Below are 15,154 nucleotides of genomic sequence, written 5' to 3'. Positions count from 1 at the left end.
ATATTCAGCCATTCAGGGACTCGTTTTGAATTCGGAACTCATTTGGGTGTTGTCGTTGCTGGGGATTGCCGTCCTGCTGTTCGCGACCGGAAAGATGCGTATGGATGCGGTAGCGCTGTTGGTGATTGTTGCTTTTGTGCTTAGCGGAACATTAAGCCTCAGCGAAGCGTTTTCCGGCTTTAGCGATCCCAACGTTATCCTGATTGCCGCGTTGTTCATTATTGGCGACGGGTTGGTGCGTACCGGCGTAGCCACCAAAATGGGAAGCTGGCTGGTGGACGTGGCGGGCAGTAGCGAAACCAAAATGCTGGTCCTGCTGATGGTGACGGTGGCCGGATTAGGTGCCTTCATGAGTTCTACCGGCGTGGTGGCCATTTTTATTCCGGTGGTGCTCAGCGTTTCTATGCGCATGAAAATCTCTCCTTCCAGACTAATGATGCCGCTCAGCTTTGCCGGGCTGATAAGCGGCATGATGACGCTGGTCGCGACACCACCTAATCTGGTTATCAACAGCGAGCTGCTGCGTGAAGGGCTGGAGGGGTTCCAGTTCTTTAGCGTGACGCCGATTGGCCTTGCGGTGTTGGTGCTCGGCATCCTTTATATGCTGGTGGTGCGCTTTGCTCTCAAAGGTCAGGGCGATGAAGCAGGAAAAGAGAGCTGGAAGCGCCGTTCATTTCGTGACTTGATTAAAGAGTATCGCCTGACCGGGCGGGCGCGACGGCTGGCTATTCGCCCTGGTTCGCCGATGGTCGGCCACCGACTCGATGATTTGAAACTACGCGAGCGCTACGGGGCTAACGTTATCGGTCTTGAACGATGGCGCAAGTTCCGCCGTGTTATCGTTAATGTGACCGGCGTGACTGAGTTCCGCGCACGTGACGTTCTGCTGATCGATATGTCCGCCTCAGACGTTGATTTGCGAGAGTTTTGCGGGGAGCAAATGCTGGAGCCGATGATTCTGCGCGGCGAGTATTTCTCCGATCAGGCGCTGGATGTGGGGATGGCAGAAGTTTCTCTGCTGCCAGAGTCCGGGCTCACCGGGCAGACTTTGCGAGAAATTGCCTTCCGAACCCGCTACGGTCTCAATGTTGTTGGCCTGCGTCGAGACGGTAAAGCAATGGAAGGACTACTTGTGGATGAACCTGTTCAACTGGGTGACATTATGCTGGTGGTCGGCGACTGGAAGCTTATCAACCAGCTCTCACAGCAAAACCGTGATTTCCTGGTGCTCAATCTGCCGGTGGAAGAGCGGGATGCTTCCCCGGCACACAGCCAGGCACCTCATGCGATTTTCTGCCTGGCGCTGATGGTGGCGCTGATGCTGACCGACGAAATACCGAATCCCATCGCCGCGATTATCGCCTGCCTGCTGATGGGCAAGTTCCGCTGTATTGATATGGAAAGTGCCTATAAGGCAATTCACTGGCCGAGCATTATTTTGATTGTCGGGATGATGCCTTTTGCTTTGGCGCTGCAGAAAACCGGCGGGGTGGATTTGATCGTTCATGGGCTGATGGAGTTTGGCGGCGGCTACGGCCCATATATCATGCTGGTGTGCCTGTTTGTGATGTGTGCGGCTATCGGGTTATTTATCTCCAATACGGCCACGGCCGTATTGATGGCGCCTATTGCGCTGGCGGCGGCGAAATCAATGGGCGTCTCACCTTATCCGTTTGCGATGATCGTGGCGATGGCGGCTTCTGCGGCGTTTATGACGCCAGTCTCTTCACCGGTGAACACGCTGGTGCTGGGGCCTGGAAACTATAAGTTCAGCGACTTCGTGAAGCTCGGCGTACCGTTTACCGTGATTGTGATGATCGTGAGCGTGGTGATGGTACCGATGCTGTTCCCGTTCTGATATTTACCCTCATCCCGGCCTTCTCCCTGTAAGGGAGAAGGAGAAAACATTATCCCGATTTCGCTTCGGCAGAGGAAAGTGTTTAAAGCGGCGAATCCTGGCTGATTTCATCCAGCGAGAGCTGGAAACTCGGTACAAAGACCTGCATAAAATAATCCATTTCCGCGCTGTGGCGGTCGGCCAGCGTTTTTTCCAGGCGGCTCTTAGCCAGCAGAAACTCGTTGTTTCCTGCCGACAGCTCCTCCAGGCATTTCAGATAAGCGCATAACGCATCGGCCTGCTTCACCAGCGCTTTCTCTTCTTCAGTGTAGTTATGCTCATCGATCAGCGGCGCCCAGATATCGCGAAGCTCTTCCGGCACCATTTCGATCAGCTTCTGCTGCGCAATCTTTTCAATGGCTTTGTATTCGTGTGCGATTTGCGAATTGAAGTATTTTACCGGCGTGGGTAAATCCCCGGTCAGCACTTCACTGGCGTCGTGGTACAGCGCCAGCAGCGCGATTCTTTCAGCGTTAACGTTGCCGTTAAACTTACGATTTTTGATAGCGGCGAGGGCATGGGCAACCATGGCGACCTGTAAGCTGTGTTCGGACACATTCTCGGTGCGGACGTTGCGCATCAGTGGCCAGCGGTTAATCAGTTTCAGGCGGGATAGGTGGGCAAAGAAATGGCTCTGACTCATGACGTTCTCGCGGTTACAACTCGGTGACGTCATTGTGAGGGGAGAAGGGGGACATTGCAAATGCCCCCCGAACGGCTTACTGATGATAATGACCGAGGAAGCGGCCCAGCTTGGCTATCGACATTTCAAGGTCATCAATGCGCGGCAGAGTCACAATACGCACGTGATCCGGCCACGGCCAGTTAAATGCTGTGCCCTGAACCAGCAGCACCTTTTCCTGCAGCAGGAAGTCCAGCACCATTTTCTGGTCGTCATGGATATTAAAACGCTTTGCGTCAATTTTCGGGAACATATACAACGCCCCACGCGGCTTAACGCAGGAGACGCCAGGGATTTCGTTGATCAGTTCCCAGGCACGGTTACGCTGTTCGTATAGACGGCCACCCGGCACGATAAACTCGCTAATGCTTTGGTATCCCCCCAGCGCTGTCTGAATAGCATGTTGGGCAGGGACGTTGGCGCACAGGCGCATTGAGGCCAACATTTCCAGGCCTTCTATATAGCCTTTCGCGTGTTTCTTCGGCCCGTTAAGCACCATCCAGCCCTGACGGAAACCGGCAACACGGTAGGTTTTTGACAGACCGTTGAAGGTAATGGTCAGCAGATCCGGTGCCAGGGCTGCGATCGAGTGATGCTCGGCATCGTCATAGAGAATCTTGTCGTAGATCTCATCGGCAAAGATGATCAGGTTATGCTGGCGCGCAATTTCTACAATCTCTAGCAGCAGTTCTTTCGAGTAAACGGCGCCGGTAGGGTTGTTTGGGTTAATAATCACAATGCCACGCGTGCGCGGAGTGATTTTAGCGCGGATATCGTCGAGATCCGGGAACCAGTCTGAACTTTCGTCACACAGGTAATGCACGGCTTTGCCACTGGACAAAGAAACGGCCGCTGTCCAAAGCGGGTAATCCGGCGCGGGAACCAGCATTTCATCCCCGCTGTTTAGCAGCGCCTGCATAGACTGAACGATCAGCTCGGAAACACCGTTCCCAATATAGATATCTTCCGTAGTGACATCCCGCATCCCGCGCGCCTGATAGTGCTGCATGATGGCTTTACGGGCAGAGAATAGCCCTTTGGAGTCGCAATATCCCTGGGCTGTCGGAAGATTACGGATCACATCAACAAGGATCTCATCCGGCGCTTCGAAACCGAACGGCGCGGGGTTACCGATGTTGAGTTTAAGCACTTTGTTGCCTTCTTCTTCAAGGCGTTTTGCCTCTTTGAGTACCGGGCCACGGATGTCATAACAGACATTATCAAGTTTGCTGGATTTTTCGATGGGGGACATGAAGCTTCGACCTTTGTTGTTAATTTCGCGTCCTGCCGTGGAAGCGCACCGCCACAATGTACTCCTGCTGCAGCAAGATTTGAAGGATGAGACTTTAAGAAACGTAATTTATCTCTGTAGCAGAATGTATAAGCTGCAATGCGATCTTTAAAGTTTTTATGGTTAAATAATCTTATTTTTTATTTTATGTTAGATTAAAAATCTACATTATTGTTTTGATGTAATATTACTCTCTGCTTGACACGCTGTACTAAGCGAGAGGTTCTGTGGATGTAAATGTGTTGTCGCCAAACATAAGGAAAAATTAATATTCATGCCGGGAACATTAAGAAATTAATGAAAAGGTAGTTAAAGAGATGTATATCAAAAGATTGGTTAATGTAATAGATAAATACCTCGGCAATAATTAAGTGTCTTTTATTATAGTCTGTGGCTGACTTCAAAAAACGCTGTAAATAATCAACAAGGTGGAAACCACAAAAAGAGAATAAGATCAGATAATTCGTAATAAGTGTTATAAAACATCATGTTTTACTGTAAGATGGGCTACGAAAAATGGTAGGTTTTGGGTGCCAATGGCTGCGCTAACGGCGTGGTCAAGTCGGCCAATTAAAATATTTTTATTATTATTCAACTGGTTGTGTGTGTTGGTCGGTTTAAGCCTGCCGCTGTACTCCAGCCCGTTAAATAATCATATAAAAGCTTATTAAAAGTCGTTTTTCGGAGCTGATTTACCTTTATAACTCAGGTTTAAAATAGCTGACTGGTAGGATGAGTGAGTGAGTTTTTTCTTATCCTGACCTGCATAATATCCCGTTAGGGCGTGTTTCTGATAATTGTGACATGCCGGGGAATACAAAAATAACAAACAGAAGCGTCGCTAACGTATGCGGCCAAGACTACCGGAGACATTCGGTAAAAGGAATTGCTTTATCTCTTTGATAAATCATAGCAATACAACCAGGGCAGACTCGAAAGAGCAACCTATTAGTGAATAAATTATGATTAACGCAAATCGTCCGATACTGAACCTCGACCTCGATCTGCTGAGGACATTCGTTGCGGTAGCCGATCTCAATACCTTTGCGGCCGCGGCAGCGGCAGTGTGCCGTACTCAATCCGCTGTAAGCCAACAGATGCAGCGCCTTGAGCAATTAGTCGGGAAAGAGCTTTTTGCCCGACACGGCCGTAATAAACTGCTCACCGAGCACGGCATTCAACTGCTGGGCTATGCGCGTAAAATCCTTCGCTTCAATGATGAAGCGTGCTCTTCACTGATGTTTAACAACCTGCAAGGCTCGCTTACCCTTGGTGCCTCTGATGAAACGGCAGATACCATCTTGCCGTTCCTGTTAAACCGTATCAGTTCGGTATATCCCAAGCTGGCGCTGGATGTTCGGGTCAAACGCAATCCATTCATGATCGAAATGCTTAATCAGCATGAGGTCGATCTGGTAGTAACCACCTCAAACCCTTCTAACTTTGATGCCATTGTTCTGCGGACTTCACCTACGCTTTGGTACTGTGCTGCAGATTATGTCTTTCAAAGTGGGGAAGCACTGCCGCTGGTTATGCTGGACGATCCAAGCCCGTACCGCGATATGATGCTCGAACATCTTGATGCCAGCCAGACGCCATGGCGTATTTCTTATGTTGCCTCCACGCTTGCTGCAGTACGTGCAGCCGTAAAAGCTGGGTTAGGCGTCACGGCCAGGCCGGTTGAGATGATGAGTCCGGAACTTCGTGTTCTGGGGGCGTCAGAAGGGCTGCCAGTTCTACCTGAAACTCGCTATCTGCTGTGTAAAAACCCTGAAAGCGGTAATGAGCTGGCGCAGGCTATTTTCAGTGCGCTGGCGACGCCAGAGAACCCTTACCGCTATAACACGGCGGGAAGTGAAGGGGACGACACGCTGCTGGTCGAAGGGGATTTTGAGTAGCAGCAGGTCGACTAGTTCGTAACAAAATATTAAAGATGAAAAATGGGCCATTGGTGGTTTTTTTTACGCCAACGGCCCATTTTTTATACCTGATTTTCATGGAATCGCGAGGTTGCTCATCTTTTATAACAAATTCAATGTGTTGGCTGTGTGTCTGTTTTTGTTCGTTTTATAAGCAATAATTTCGATTAAAGACGGACTAATGTTAAAAAACACATAACAATGTTGCTTCTTTTTGAAGTGGATTAACAAAAGCGTGTCTCAGATCAAGAAAATACTCCCTCTTGGGGGGAGGAATAGTTGAGATTTCCTGCCAAAATATAGGGGCTGTTTATCTTTTCACACGGAACGGACACGATTCACCCTCATCTAAATCTGGTCTTTACGCGAGTGTTGATGAGTTTTAACGCATTAAATGTTAATGAATTGCTGTCGGTGTAAATTAATGTGTGGATACTTTTGTTAAAGTTGACAAAAGGTTATAGAAAGGAGTAAAAAACCCCATCAATTGGCTGCCTACGCATTATTTCCGGTAGTTATTGTACGGTTGATTGTTCCTCCCCATGAATCGATGTGGCGTTCATCTGCCAACAAGAGCAGAGACTTTGGCGCCACTTTTGATGAGTAAGCAATGAGTATGTCAACATCCACTGAAGTTATCGCTCATCACTGGGCGTTCGCTGTCTTTCTTATTGTCGCCATTGGCCTGTGCTGTTTGATGCTTGTCGGGGGCTGGTTCCTTGGCGGAAGAGCTAAGGCACGGCACAAAAACACCCCCTTCGAGTCGGGCATCGACTCCGTTGGTACGGCGCGTCTACGTCTCTCCGCCAAGTTTTACCTGGTCGCCATGTTCTTCGTTATCTTTGACGTGGAAGCCTTGTATCTCTACGCGTGGTCAACTTCTATCCGTGAAAGCGGCTGGATTGGCTTCGTCGAGGCCGCAATTTTCATTTTAGTGCTACTGGCTGGTCTGGTTTATCTGGTGCGTATTGGCGCTCTGGATTGGACTCCTGCGCGTTCGCGTCGCGAGAAAATCAACCCGGAAACAGACAGTCTCACTAACCGTCATACGCAGTAAAAGCGAGGCAATAAGATGGACTATACGCTCACCCGCATAGACCCCAACGGTGAGAATGACCGTTATCCCCTGCAAAAGCAGGAGATCGTAACCGATCCCCTCGAACAAGAGATCAACCGCAGCGTTTACATGGGCAAGCTCGAGCATGCCATGCACGACGTGGTGAACTGGGGTCGTAAAAACTCAATCTGGCCATACAACTTTGGCCTTTCTTGCTGCTATGTAGAGATGGTGACCTCGTTTACCGCTGTACATGACGTGGCGCGTTTCGGTGCAGAAGTTTTACGTGCTTCTCCTCGTCAGGCTGACCTGATGGTAGTAGCCGGTACCTGCTTCACCAAAATGGCTCCGGTAATTCAGCGCCTCTACGATCAGATGCTGGAACCTAAATGGGTGATTTCCATGGGTGCCTGCGCTAACTCTGGCGGCATGTACGACATCTATTCCGTTGTGCAGGGTGTCGATAAATTTATCCCGGTTGATGTTTACATCCCTGGTTGCCCACCTCGTCCGGAAGCCTACATGCAGGCGCTGATGCTGCTGCAAGAGTCTATCGGAAAAGAGCGTCGCCCGCTGTCGTGGGTTGTTGGCGATCAGGGCGTTTATCGCGCCAACATGCAGTCCGAGCGCGAGCGTAAGCGCGGCGAGCGTATCGCGGTAACCAATCTGCGGACGCCGGACGAGATTTAATTAGCGCCTGCGGTCAGTAAGCGTCTTTGTATATCAATACTATAAAAGCAAAGGCACTGAGCGCAGTCACCACAGAACCATTTGCAATGGTGAGAACTATGACCGATTTAACCGCGCAAGACGCCGCTATGCCAGCCTGGCAGACAAGGGATCACCTGGATGATCCGGTCATTGGCGAATTGCGTAACCGTTTTGGGCCGGATGCCTTTACCGTTCAGCCAACCCGCACCGGGGTGCCCGTCGTTTGGGTTAAGCGCGAACAGTTACTGGAAGTGGTCGATTTCCTCAAGAAATCACCAAAACCCTACGTTATGCTGTTCGACCTGCATGGCATGGATGAGCGTCTCCGCACACACCGCAACGGTTTACCGGCTGCGGATTTTTCCGTTTTCTACCACCTGATTTCCATTGAACGCAATCGCGATATCATGCTCAAGGTGGCGTTGTCTGAAAACGATCTTAACCTGCCGACGCTGACAAAACTCTTCCCGAACGCCAACTGGTACGAGCGTGAAACCTGGGAGATGTTTGGCATCACCTTTAATGGTCACCCGCACCTGACGCGCATCATGATGCCGCCGACCTGGGAAGGCCACCCGCTGCGTAAAGACTACCCGGCACGCGCCACCGAATTCGATCCGTTTATCCTGACTAAACAGAAAGAAGATCTGGAAATGGAGGCGCTGACCTTCAAGCCTGAAGAGTGGGGCATGAAGCGCAGCAGCGAGCATGAAGACTTCATGTTCCTGAACCTGGGGCCGAACCACCCCTCCGCACACGGTGCTTTCCGTATCATCCTGCAGCTGGACGGCGAAGAGATCGTCGACTGCGTGCCGGATATCGGCTACCACCACCGTGGGGCTGAGAAAATGGGTGAGCGTCAGTCCTGGCACAGCTACATTCCGTATACCGACCGTATCGAGTACCTCGGCGGCTGCGTGAACGAAATGCCTTACGTGCTGGCGGTTGAAAAGCTGGCTGGCATCGTCGTGCCGGAGCGCGTTGAAGTTATCCGCGTGATGCTCTCTGAGCTATTCCGTATCAACAGCCACCTGCTGTACATTTCCACCTTTATTCAGGACGTGGGCGCCATGACGCCGGTCTTCTTCGCCTTTACCGATCGTCAGAAAATCTACGATCTGGTGGAAGCGATTACCGGTTTCCGTATGCACCCGGCCTGGTTCCGTATCGGCGGCGTTGCACACGACCTGCCGAAGGGCTGGGAACGCCTGCTGAAAGAATTCCTCGAGTGGATGCCGAAGCGCCTGGATTCTTATGAGAAAGCCGCGCTGCGCAACACCATTCTGAAAGGCCGTTCTCAGGGCGTTGCAGCCTATACCGCGAAAGAAGCGCTGGAGTGGGGCACCACAGGTGCTGGCCTGCGCGCCACCGGTATTGACTTCGACGTGCGTAAAGCTCGCCCTTACTCCGGCTACCAGAACTTTGACTTCGAAGTCCCGGTTGGCGGCGGCATCAGCGACTGCTACACCCGCGTTATGTTGAAAGTTGAAGAACTTCGCCAGAGCCTGCGCATCCTTGAGCAGTGCCTGAAAAATATGCCAGCTGGCCCGTTCAAAGCGGATCACCCGCTGACCACGCCGCCGCCGAAAGAGCGCACGCTGCAGCATATCGAAACCCTGATCACTCACTTCCTGCAGGTTTCCTGGGGCCCGGTCATGCCGGCCAATGAATCCTTCCAGATGATTGAGGCAACGAAAGGGATTAACAGTTACTACCTGACCAGTGACGCTAGCACCATGAGCTACCGTACCCGTATTCGCACTCCGAGCTTTGCGCACCTGCAGCAAATTCCGGCGGCGATCCGCGGCAGCCTGGTTTCTGACCTGATTGTCTATCTGGGTAGTATCGATTTTGTAATGTCTGATGTGGATCGCTAACTATGCACGATAACCAACAAAACCAGGCTGAAGCTTTTGAGCTGAGTGCGGCAGAGCGTGAGGCGATTGAGCACGAGAAACACCACTACGAAGATGCCCGTGCAGCCTCTATCGAAGCGCTGAAAATCGTCCAGAAACAGCGCGGCTGGGTGCCAGATGGTGCCATCTACGCGATTGCTGACGTGCTGGGTATCCCGGCAAGTGACGTAGAAGGTGTGGCCACTTTCTATAGCCAAATCTTCCGCCAGCCGGTTGGCCGCCACGTGATTCGCTACTGCGACAGCGTGGTTTGCCATATCACCGGCTACCAGGGCATTCAGTCTGCTATCGAAGCCAAACTGAACATTAAGCCGGGCCAGACTACGTTTGACGGTCGCTTTACCCTGCTGCCAACCTGCTGCCTCGGGAACTGCGACAAGGGGCCGACCATGATGATTGATGAGGACACTCACAGTCATCTGACGCCGGAAGCCATCCCTGACTTGCTGGAGCAGTATAAATGAAGACGATTATTCGTACTGCCGAAACCCATCCGCTGACCTGGCGTCTGCGCGATGACAAACAGCCGGTCTGGCTTGACGAATACCGTAGCAAAAACGGCTATGAAGGCGCGCGTAAAGCGCTGACCGGCATGGCACCGGATGAAATCGTGACTGCGGTTAAAGACGCTGGCCTGAAAGGGCGCGGCGGTGCAGGCTTTTCCACCGGTTTGAAGTGGAGCCTGATGCCGAAAGACGAATCCATGAACATCCGTTACCTGCTGTGTAACGCCGATGAAATGGAACCGGGCACCTACAAAGACCGCCTGCTGATGGAACAGCTGCCGCACCTGCTGGTGGAAGGCATGCTGATTTCCGCTTTTGCACTCAAAGCTTACCGCGGCTACATCTTCCTGCGCGGCGAGTACATTGAAGCGGCCGCGCATTTGCGCCGCGCAATCGCTGAAGCCACCGAAGCGGGCCTGCTGGGTAAAAACATTCTGGGTTCCGGTTTTGACTTCGAGCTTATCGTACACACCGGCGCCGGGCGTTATATCTGCGGGGAAGAAACTGCACTGATTAACTCCCTGGAAGGCCGCCGCGCGAACCCACGTTCTAAGCCACCGTTCCCGGCATCAAGCGGCGTTTGGGGTAAACCGACCTGTGTAAACAACGTCGAAACCCTGTGTAACGTCCCGGCGATTCTGGCGAACGGCGTGGAGTGGTATCAGGGCATTGGCGGCGGCATGAGTAAAGATGCCGGCACCAAGCTGATGGGCTTCTCTGGTCGTGTGAAAAATCCTGGCGTCTGGGAACTGCCTTTCGGCACAACCGCCCGTGAGATCCTGGAAGAATACGCCGGCGGCATGCGTGATGGACTGAAGTTTAAAGCCTGGCAGCCGGGCGGGGCGGGGACCGACTTCCTGACGGAAGCACACCTCGACCTGCCGATGGAATTTGAAAGTATTGGTAAAGCAGGCAGCCGTCTCGGTACGGCGCTGGCAATGGCGGTAGACCATGAGATCGGTATGGTGCCGCTGGTGCGTAACCTGGAAGAGTTCTTTGCCCGTGAATCATGCGGCTGGTGTACACCGTGCCGCGATGGTCTGCCGTGGAGCGTAAAAATCCTGCGCGCGCTTGAGCGTGGCGAAGGACAGCCGGGGGATATCGAAACCCTGGAGCAGCTTTGCCGCCATCTGGGTCCAGGTAAAACCTTCTGTGCCCACGCGCCGGGTGCCGTTGAGCCATTGCAGAGTGCGATTAAATATTTCCGCGACGAATTCGAAGCAGGCATTGCCAAACAGGATTACGGAAATCTGCGTGCCATTAATGGTATTCAGCCGAACCTGTTAAAAACGCGCTGGTGATAGACAGCTTTTCACCCTCACCCTAACCCTCTCCCTGAGGGAGAGGGGATAGACCGGTGATTTTCCCCCTCTCCTGGGGGAGAGGGCCGGGGTGAGGGCGAAGGTGGTTCGCACAAGAATTTTTGATTAACGCCTGAAGTTATTCAGGCCAACTGGAAGCATGCTGACTATGGCTACGATTCATGTAGACGGCAAAGAATACGAGGTCAACGGAGCAGACAACTTGCTGGAAGCTTGTCTCTCCCTCGGTCTTGATATTCCTTATTTTTGCTGGCATCCGGCGCTGGGCAGCGTCGGTGCTTGCCGCCAGTGTGCGGTGAAGCAATATCAGAACGCGGAAGACACTCGCGGTCGCCTGGTGATGTCCTGTATGACACCGGCCTCCGACGGGACCTTCATCTCTATTGATGATGGCGAAGCGAAACAGTTCCGCGAAAGCGTAGTGGAATGGTTGATGACTAACCACCCGCACGACTGTCCGGTCTGTGAAGAGGGCGGTAACTGCCACCTGCAGGATATGACCGTGATGACCGGTCATAGCTTCCGTCGCTACCGCTTTACCAAGCGTACTCACCGCAATCAGGATCTCGGTCCGTTCATCTCTCACGAAATGAACCGCTGTATCGCCTGTTACCGCTGTGTTCGTTACTACAAAGACTATGCAGACGGTAAAGATCTGGGCGTTTACGGCGCGCACGACAACGTCTACTTCGGTCGCCCGGAAGACGGCACGCTGGAAAGCGAGTTCTCCGGTAACCTGGTAGAGATTTGCCCGACCGGCGTATTCACCGACAAAACGCACTCCGAACGCTACAACCGTAAGTGGGATATGCAGTTCGCACCGAGCATCTGCCAGCAGTGCTCGCTGGGCTGTAACACCAGCCCGGGTGAACGTTACGGCGAACTGCGTCGTATCGAAAACCGCTACAACGGCACCGTGAACCACTACTTCCTGTGCGACCGCGGTCGTTTCGGTTATGGCTATGTGAACCTGAAAGACCGTCCGCGTCAGCCAATTCAGCGCCGTGGCGATGACCTCATTACCCTGAACGCCGAACAGGCAATGCAGGGTGCGGCGGATATCCTGCGCCAGTCGAAGAAAGTGATCGGCATCGGTTCTCCGCGCGCGAGCGTGGAAAGCAACTTTGCTCTGCGCGAGCTGGTTGGCGCCGAAAACTTCTACACCGGCATTGCAGCAGGTGAGCAGGCTCGCCTGCAACTGATGCTGAAAGTACTGCGTGACAGCGGCATTCACACCCCTGCGCTGCGTGAAATCGAATCTTACGATGCGGTGTTGATCCTGGGTGAAGATGTTACCCAGACCGGCGCTCGTGCTGCTCTGGCCATTCGCCAGGCAGTGAAAGGGAAAGCGCGTGAAATGGCAGCGGCTCAGAAAGTGGCTGACTGGCAGATCGCCGCAATCCTGAACATCGGTCAGAATGCTAAACATCCGCTGTTTGTGACCAACGTGGACAGTACCCGCCTGGACGATATCGCCGCATGGACTTACCGTGCGCCGGTTGAAGATCAGGCTCGTCTTGGTTTTGCGATTGCCAATGCACTGGACAGCAATTCTCCGGCGGTTGAACTGGATCGTGACCTGAAAAACAAAGTGGACGTTATCGTGCAGGCGCTGGCCGGTGCGAAGAAACCGCTGATTGTTTCCGGGACGAATGCCGGTAGTGAAGCGGTGATTCAGGCTGCAGCCAACGTGGCTAAAGCGCTGAAAGGCCGTGGCGCAGACGTCGGCGTGACCATGATTGCTCGCGCGGTTAACAGCGTTGGCCTCGGCATGATTGGCGGCGGTTCTCTGGAAGAGGCCCTGAGCGAGCTGGAAAGCGGCGCTGCCGATGCGGTAGTGGTGCTGGAAAACGACCTCCATCGCCATGCTTCCGCTGCCCGCGTAGATGCGGCTCTGAGCAAAGCCCCTCTGGTAATGGTTATTGACCATCAGCGTACGGCCATCATGGACAAAGCGCACCTGGTGCTTTCCGCGGCAAGCTTTGCAGAAAGCGACGGCACGGTGATTAACAACGAAGGTCGCGCCCAGCGTTTCTTCCAGGTTTATGACCCGGCTTACTACGACACCAGCGTGACGATGTTCGAAAGCTGGCGCTGGCTGCACTCCCTGCACAGTACCGTGCAAAGCCGTGACGTTGACTGGACGCAGCTTGACCATGTGATTGACGCCTGCGTGAAGGTATTGCCTCAACTGGCCGGTATCAAAGATGCCGCGCCGGATGCTTCCTTCCGTATTAAAGGCCAGAAACTGTCCCGTTCTCCTATCCGTTCGAGCGGACGCACCGCCATGCGCGCCAATATCAGCGTGCACGAACCGCGTCAGCCGCAGGATAAAGACACGATGTTTGCCTTCTCTATGGAAGGGAACAACAGTCCGCTAGCCGACCGTCAGCAGATTCCGTTTGCCTGGGCACCAGGCTGGAACTCCCCGCAGGCATGGAACAAATTCCAGGCTGAAGTGGGCGGTCATCTGCGCCATGGCGATCCTGGCGTACGTCTGATCGAAGCTTCTGAAACGGGTCTGGACTACTTCACTTCCGTGCCGGATACCTTCCATGCGGAAGAGGGCAAATGGCGTATCGCGCCGTACTACCACCTGTTTGGTAGCGACGAGATGTCCCAGCGTTCTCCAGTGTTCCAGAAGCGTATGGTTGAGCCTTACATCAAGTTGAACCCGGCCGATGCCGCGAAGCTTGGCGTTAACGCCGGAAGCCTGATCTCCTTCAGCTACGAAGGCCAGACGCTGAGTCTGCCACTCCAGCTGTCCGAAGGTCTGGTTGCAGGGCAGGTTGGTCTGCCGATGGGGATGCCGGGAATTGCGCCAGTGCTTGCCGGTGCTCGTCTTGAAAATCTGCAGGAGGCTGCGCAATGAGCTGGCTGACACCGGAAGTTATCGACATTCTGCTGAGCATCCTCAAAGCGGTTGTCATTCTGCTGGTCGTGGTGACCTGTGGGGCATTCATGAGCTTCGGCGAACGTCGCCTGCTCGGTCTGTTCCAGAACCGCTACGGACCGAACCGCGTAGGCTGGGGTGGTTCGCTCCAGCTGGTTGCGGACATGATCAAGATGTTCTTTAAAGAGGACTGGATCCCTAAGTTTTCTGACCGCGTAATCTTTACGCTTGCACCAATGATCGCGTTCACCTCGCTGCTGCTGGCCTTTGCTATTGTGCCGGTCAGTCCAAGCTGGGTGGTTGCAGACCTTAACATTGGGATCCTGTTCTTCCTGATGCTGGCTGGCCTGGCGGTGTACGCCGTGCTGTTCGCTGGCTGGTCCAGTAATAACAAATACTCCCTGCTTGGTGCGATGCGTGCTTCTGCGCAGACCCTGAGTTATGAAGTGTTCCTGGGGCTTTCCCTGATGGGCGTGGTGGCGCAGGCCGGTTCCTTTAATATGGCCGACATCGTCAACAACCAGGCACATCTGTGGAACATCATTCCGCAGTTCTTCGGCTTCGTGACCTTCGCGATTGCCGGCGTTGCGGTTTGCCACCGTCACCCGTTTGACCAACCGGAAGCCGAGCAGGAACTGGCCGATGGTTATCACATCGAATATTCCGGTATGAAGTTCGGTCTGTTCTTCGTCGGGGAATACATCGGCATCGTCACCGTTTCTGCACTGATCGTGACGCTGTTCTTTGGTGGCTGGCATGGCCCGTGGTTACCACCGTTCATCTGGTTCGCGCTGAAAACCGCGTTCTTCATGATGATGTTCATTTTGATTCGCGCCGCACTGCCTCGTCCGCGTTATGACCAGGTGATGTCCTTCGGCTGGAAAGTTTGCCTGCCGCTGACGCTTATCAACTTGCTGGTGACCGCCGCGGTCATTCTTTACCAGGCACCATAAGGGGTGA

General features: G+C 53.3%; 11 protein-coding genes. 9 read left to right on the top strand and 2 right to left on the bottom strand.

Annotated features, from left to right (window positions below; genetic code table 11):
- Positions 1-25: 25 nt before the first annotated feature.
- Positions 26-1,858, top strand: a complete 1,833-nt coding sequence (locus LH23_RS21220; RefSeq protein ID WP_039295538.1) for an SLC13 family permease — start codon at positions 26-28, stop codon at positions 1,856-1,858.
- 82 nt (positions 1,859-1,940) lie between these two features.
- On the opposite strand, the gene yfbR is transcribed toward LH23_RS21220, so the two are convergent.
- Positions 1,941-2,540 carry a 5'-deoxynucleotidase gene (gene yfbR, locus LH23_RS21215; protein ID WP_039295536.1) on the bottom strand — a complete coding sequence of 200 codons (600 nt, stop codon included), beginning with the start codon at positions 2,538-2,540 and terminating at the stop codon, positions 1,941-1,943.
- Between the two features lie 76 nt (positions 2,541-2,616).
- The gene (alaA, locus tag LH23_RS21210; protein WP_008459770.1) at positions 2,617-3,831 is read right to left on the bottom strand and encodes an alanine transaminase AlaA; all 1,215 of its coding nucleotides are present in this window, start codon (positions 3,829-3,831) and stop codon (positions 2,617-2,619) included.
- 1,001 nt (positions 3,832-4,832) lie between these two features.
- On the opposite strand from alaA, the gene lrhA reads away from it, so the two are divergent.
- The 8 genes from lrhA (at position 4,833) to nuoH (ending at position 15,147) form a co-directional block, all read left to right on the top strand.
- Positions 4,833-5,768, top strand: a complete 936-nt coding sequence (lrhA, locus tag LH23_RS21205) for a transcriptional regulator LrhA (RefSeq protein ID WP_039295534.1) — start codon at positions 4,833-4,835, stop codon at positions 5,766-5,768.
- A 631-nt stretch (positions 5,769-6,399) separates the two neighbouring features.
- Positions 6,400-6,846 (top strand): NADH-quinone oxidoreductase subunit NuoA, encoded by a 447-nt coding sequence (gene nuoA / locus LH23_RS21200; RefSeq protein WP_039295532.1) that lies wholly within the window; start codon positions 6,400-6,402, stop codon positions 6,844-6,846.
- Positions 6,847-6,861: 15 nt separating this feature from the next.
- Complete coding sequence (nuoB, locus tag LH23_RS21195) at positions 6,862-7,536, top strand: NADH-quinone oxidoreductase subunit NuoB (RefSeq protein WP_008459774.1); 675 nt, start codon at positions 6,862-6,864, stop codon at positions 7,534-7,536.
- 86 nt (positions 7,537-7,622) lie between these two features.
- A complete protein-coding gene (gene nuoC, locus LH23_RS21190) occupies positions 7,623-9,434 on the top strand; it encodes an NADH-quinone oxidoreductase subunit C/D (RefSeq protein WP_008459775.1) in 1,812 nt (603 codons plus the stop codon).
- Positions 9,435-9,436: 2 nt separating this feature from the next.
- Positions 9,437-9,937: an NADH-quinone oxidoreductase subunit NuoE gene (nuoE, locus tag LH23_RS21185; RefSeq protein WP_008459776.1), complete on the top strand. Its 501-nt coding sequence runs from the start codon at positions 9,437-9,439 to the stop codon at positions 9,935-9,937.
- Positions 9,934-11,280 carry an NADH-quinone oxidoreductase subunit NuoF gene (gene nuoF, locus LH23_RS21180; RefSeq protein ID WP_039295529.1) on the top strand — a complete coding sequence of 449 codons (1,347 nt, stop codon included), beginning with the start codon at positions 9,934-9,936 and terminating at the stop codon, positions 11,278-11,280. Before nuoE ends, nuoF begins: the two co-directional genes overlap by 4 nt.
- Before the next feature lie 169 nt (positions 11,281-11,449).
- Complete coding sequence (gene nuoG / locus LH23_RS21175) at positions 11,450-14,173, top strand: NADH-quinone oxidoreductase subunit NuoG (RefSeq protein ID WP_039297064.1); 2,724 nt, start codon at positions 11,450-11,452, stop codon at positions 14,171-14,173.
- The gene (gene nuoH / locus LH23_RS21170) at positions 14,170-15,147 is read left to right on the top strand and encodes an NADH-quinone oxidoreductase subunit NuoH (protein WP_008459779.1); all 978 of its coding nucleotides are present in this window, start codon (positions 14,170-14,172) and stop codon (positions 15,145-15,147) included. The genes nuoG and nuoH overlap by 4 nt, the downstream gene beginning before the upstream one ends.
- The last annotated feature ends 7 nt before the right edge of the window (positions 15,148-15,154 follow it).

It is taken from the genome of Cedecea neteri (genome assembly GCF_000758305.1).
Taxonomy (GTDB): Bacteria; Pseudomonadota; Gammaproteobacteria; order Enterobacterales; family Enterobacteriaceae; genus Cedecea; species Cedecea neteri_C.
This window is presented reverse-complemented; position numbering and strand designations above follow the sequence as displayed.

What these genes read in the sequence shown, in the direction of transcription:
- yfbR (WP_039295536.1), bottom strand. Translation starts at nt 2,540, where the DNA reads ATGAGTCAGAGCCATTTCTTTGCCCACCTATCCCGCCTGAAACTGATT.
- alaA (WP_008459770.1), bottom strand. Translation starts at nt 3,831, where the DNA reads ATGTCCCCCATCGAAAAATCCAGCAAACTTGATAATGTCTGTTATGAC.
- lrhA (WP_039295534.1), top strand. Translation starts at nt 4,833, where the DNA reads ATGATTAACGCAAATCGTCCGATACTGAACCTCGACCTCGATCTGCTG.
- nuoA (WP_039295532.1), top strand. Translation starts at nt 6,400, where the DNA reads ATGAGTATGTCAACATCCACTGAAGTTATCGCTCATCACTGGGCGTTC.
- nuoB (WP_008459774.1), top strand. Translation starts at nt 6,862, where the DNA reads ATGGACTATACGCTCACCCGCATAGACCCCAACGGTGAGAATGACCGT.
- nuoC (WP_008459775.1), top strand. Translation starts at nt 7,623, where the DNA reads ATGGTGAGAACTATGACCGATTTAACCGCGCAAGACGCCGCTATGCCA.
- nuoE (WP_008459776.1), top strand. Translation starts at nt 9,437, where the DNA reads ATGCACGATAACCAACAAAACCAGGCTGAAGCTTTTGAGCTGAGTGCG.
- nuoF (WP_039295529.1), top strand. Translation starts at nt 9,934, where the DNA reads ATGAAGACGATTATTCGTACTGCCGAAACCCATCCGCTGACCTGGCGT.
- nuoG (WP_039297064.1), top strand. Translation starts at nt 11,450, where the DNA reads ATGGCTACGATTCATGTAGACGGCAAAGAATACGAGGTCAACGGAGCA.
- nuoH (WP_008459779.1), top strand. Translation starts at nt 14,170, where the DNA reads ATGAGCTGGCTGACACCGGAAGTTATCGACATTCTGCTGAGCATCCTC.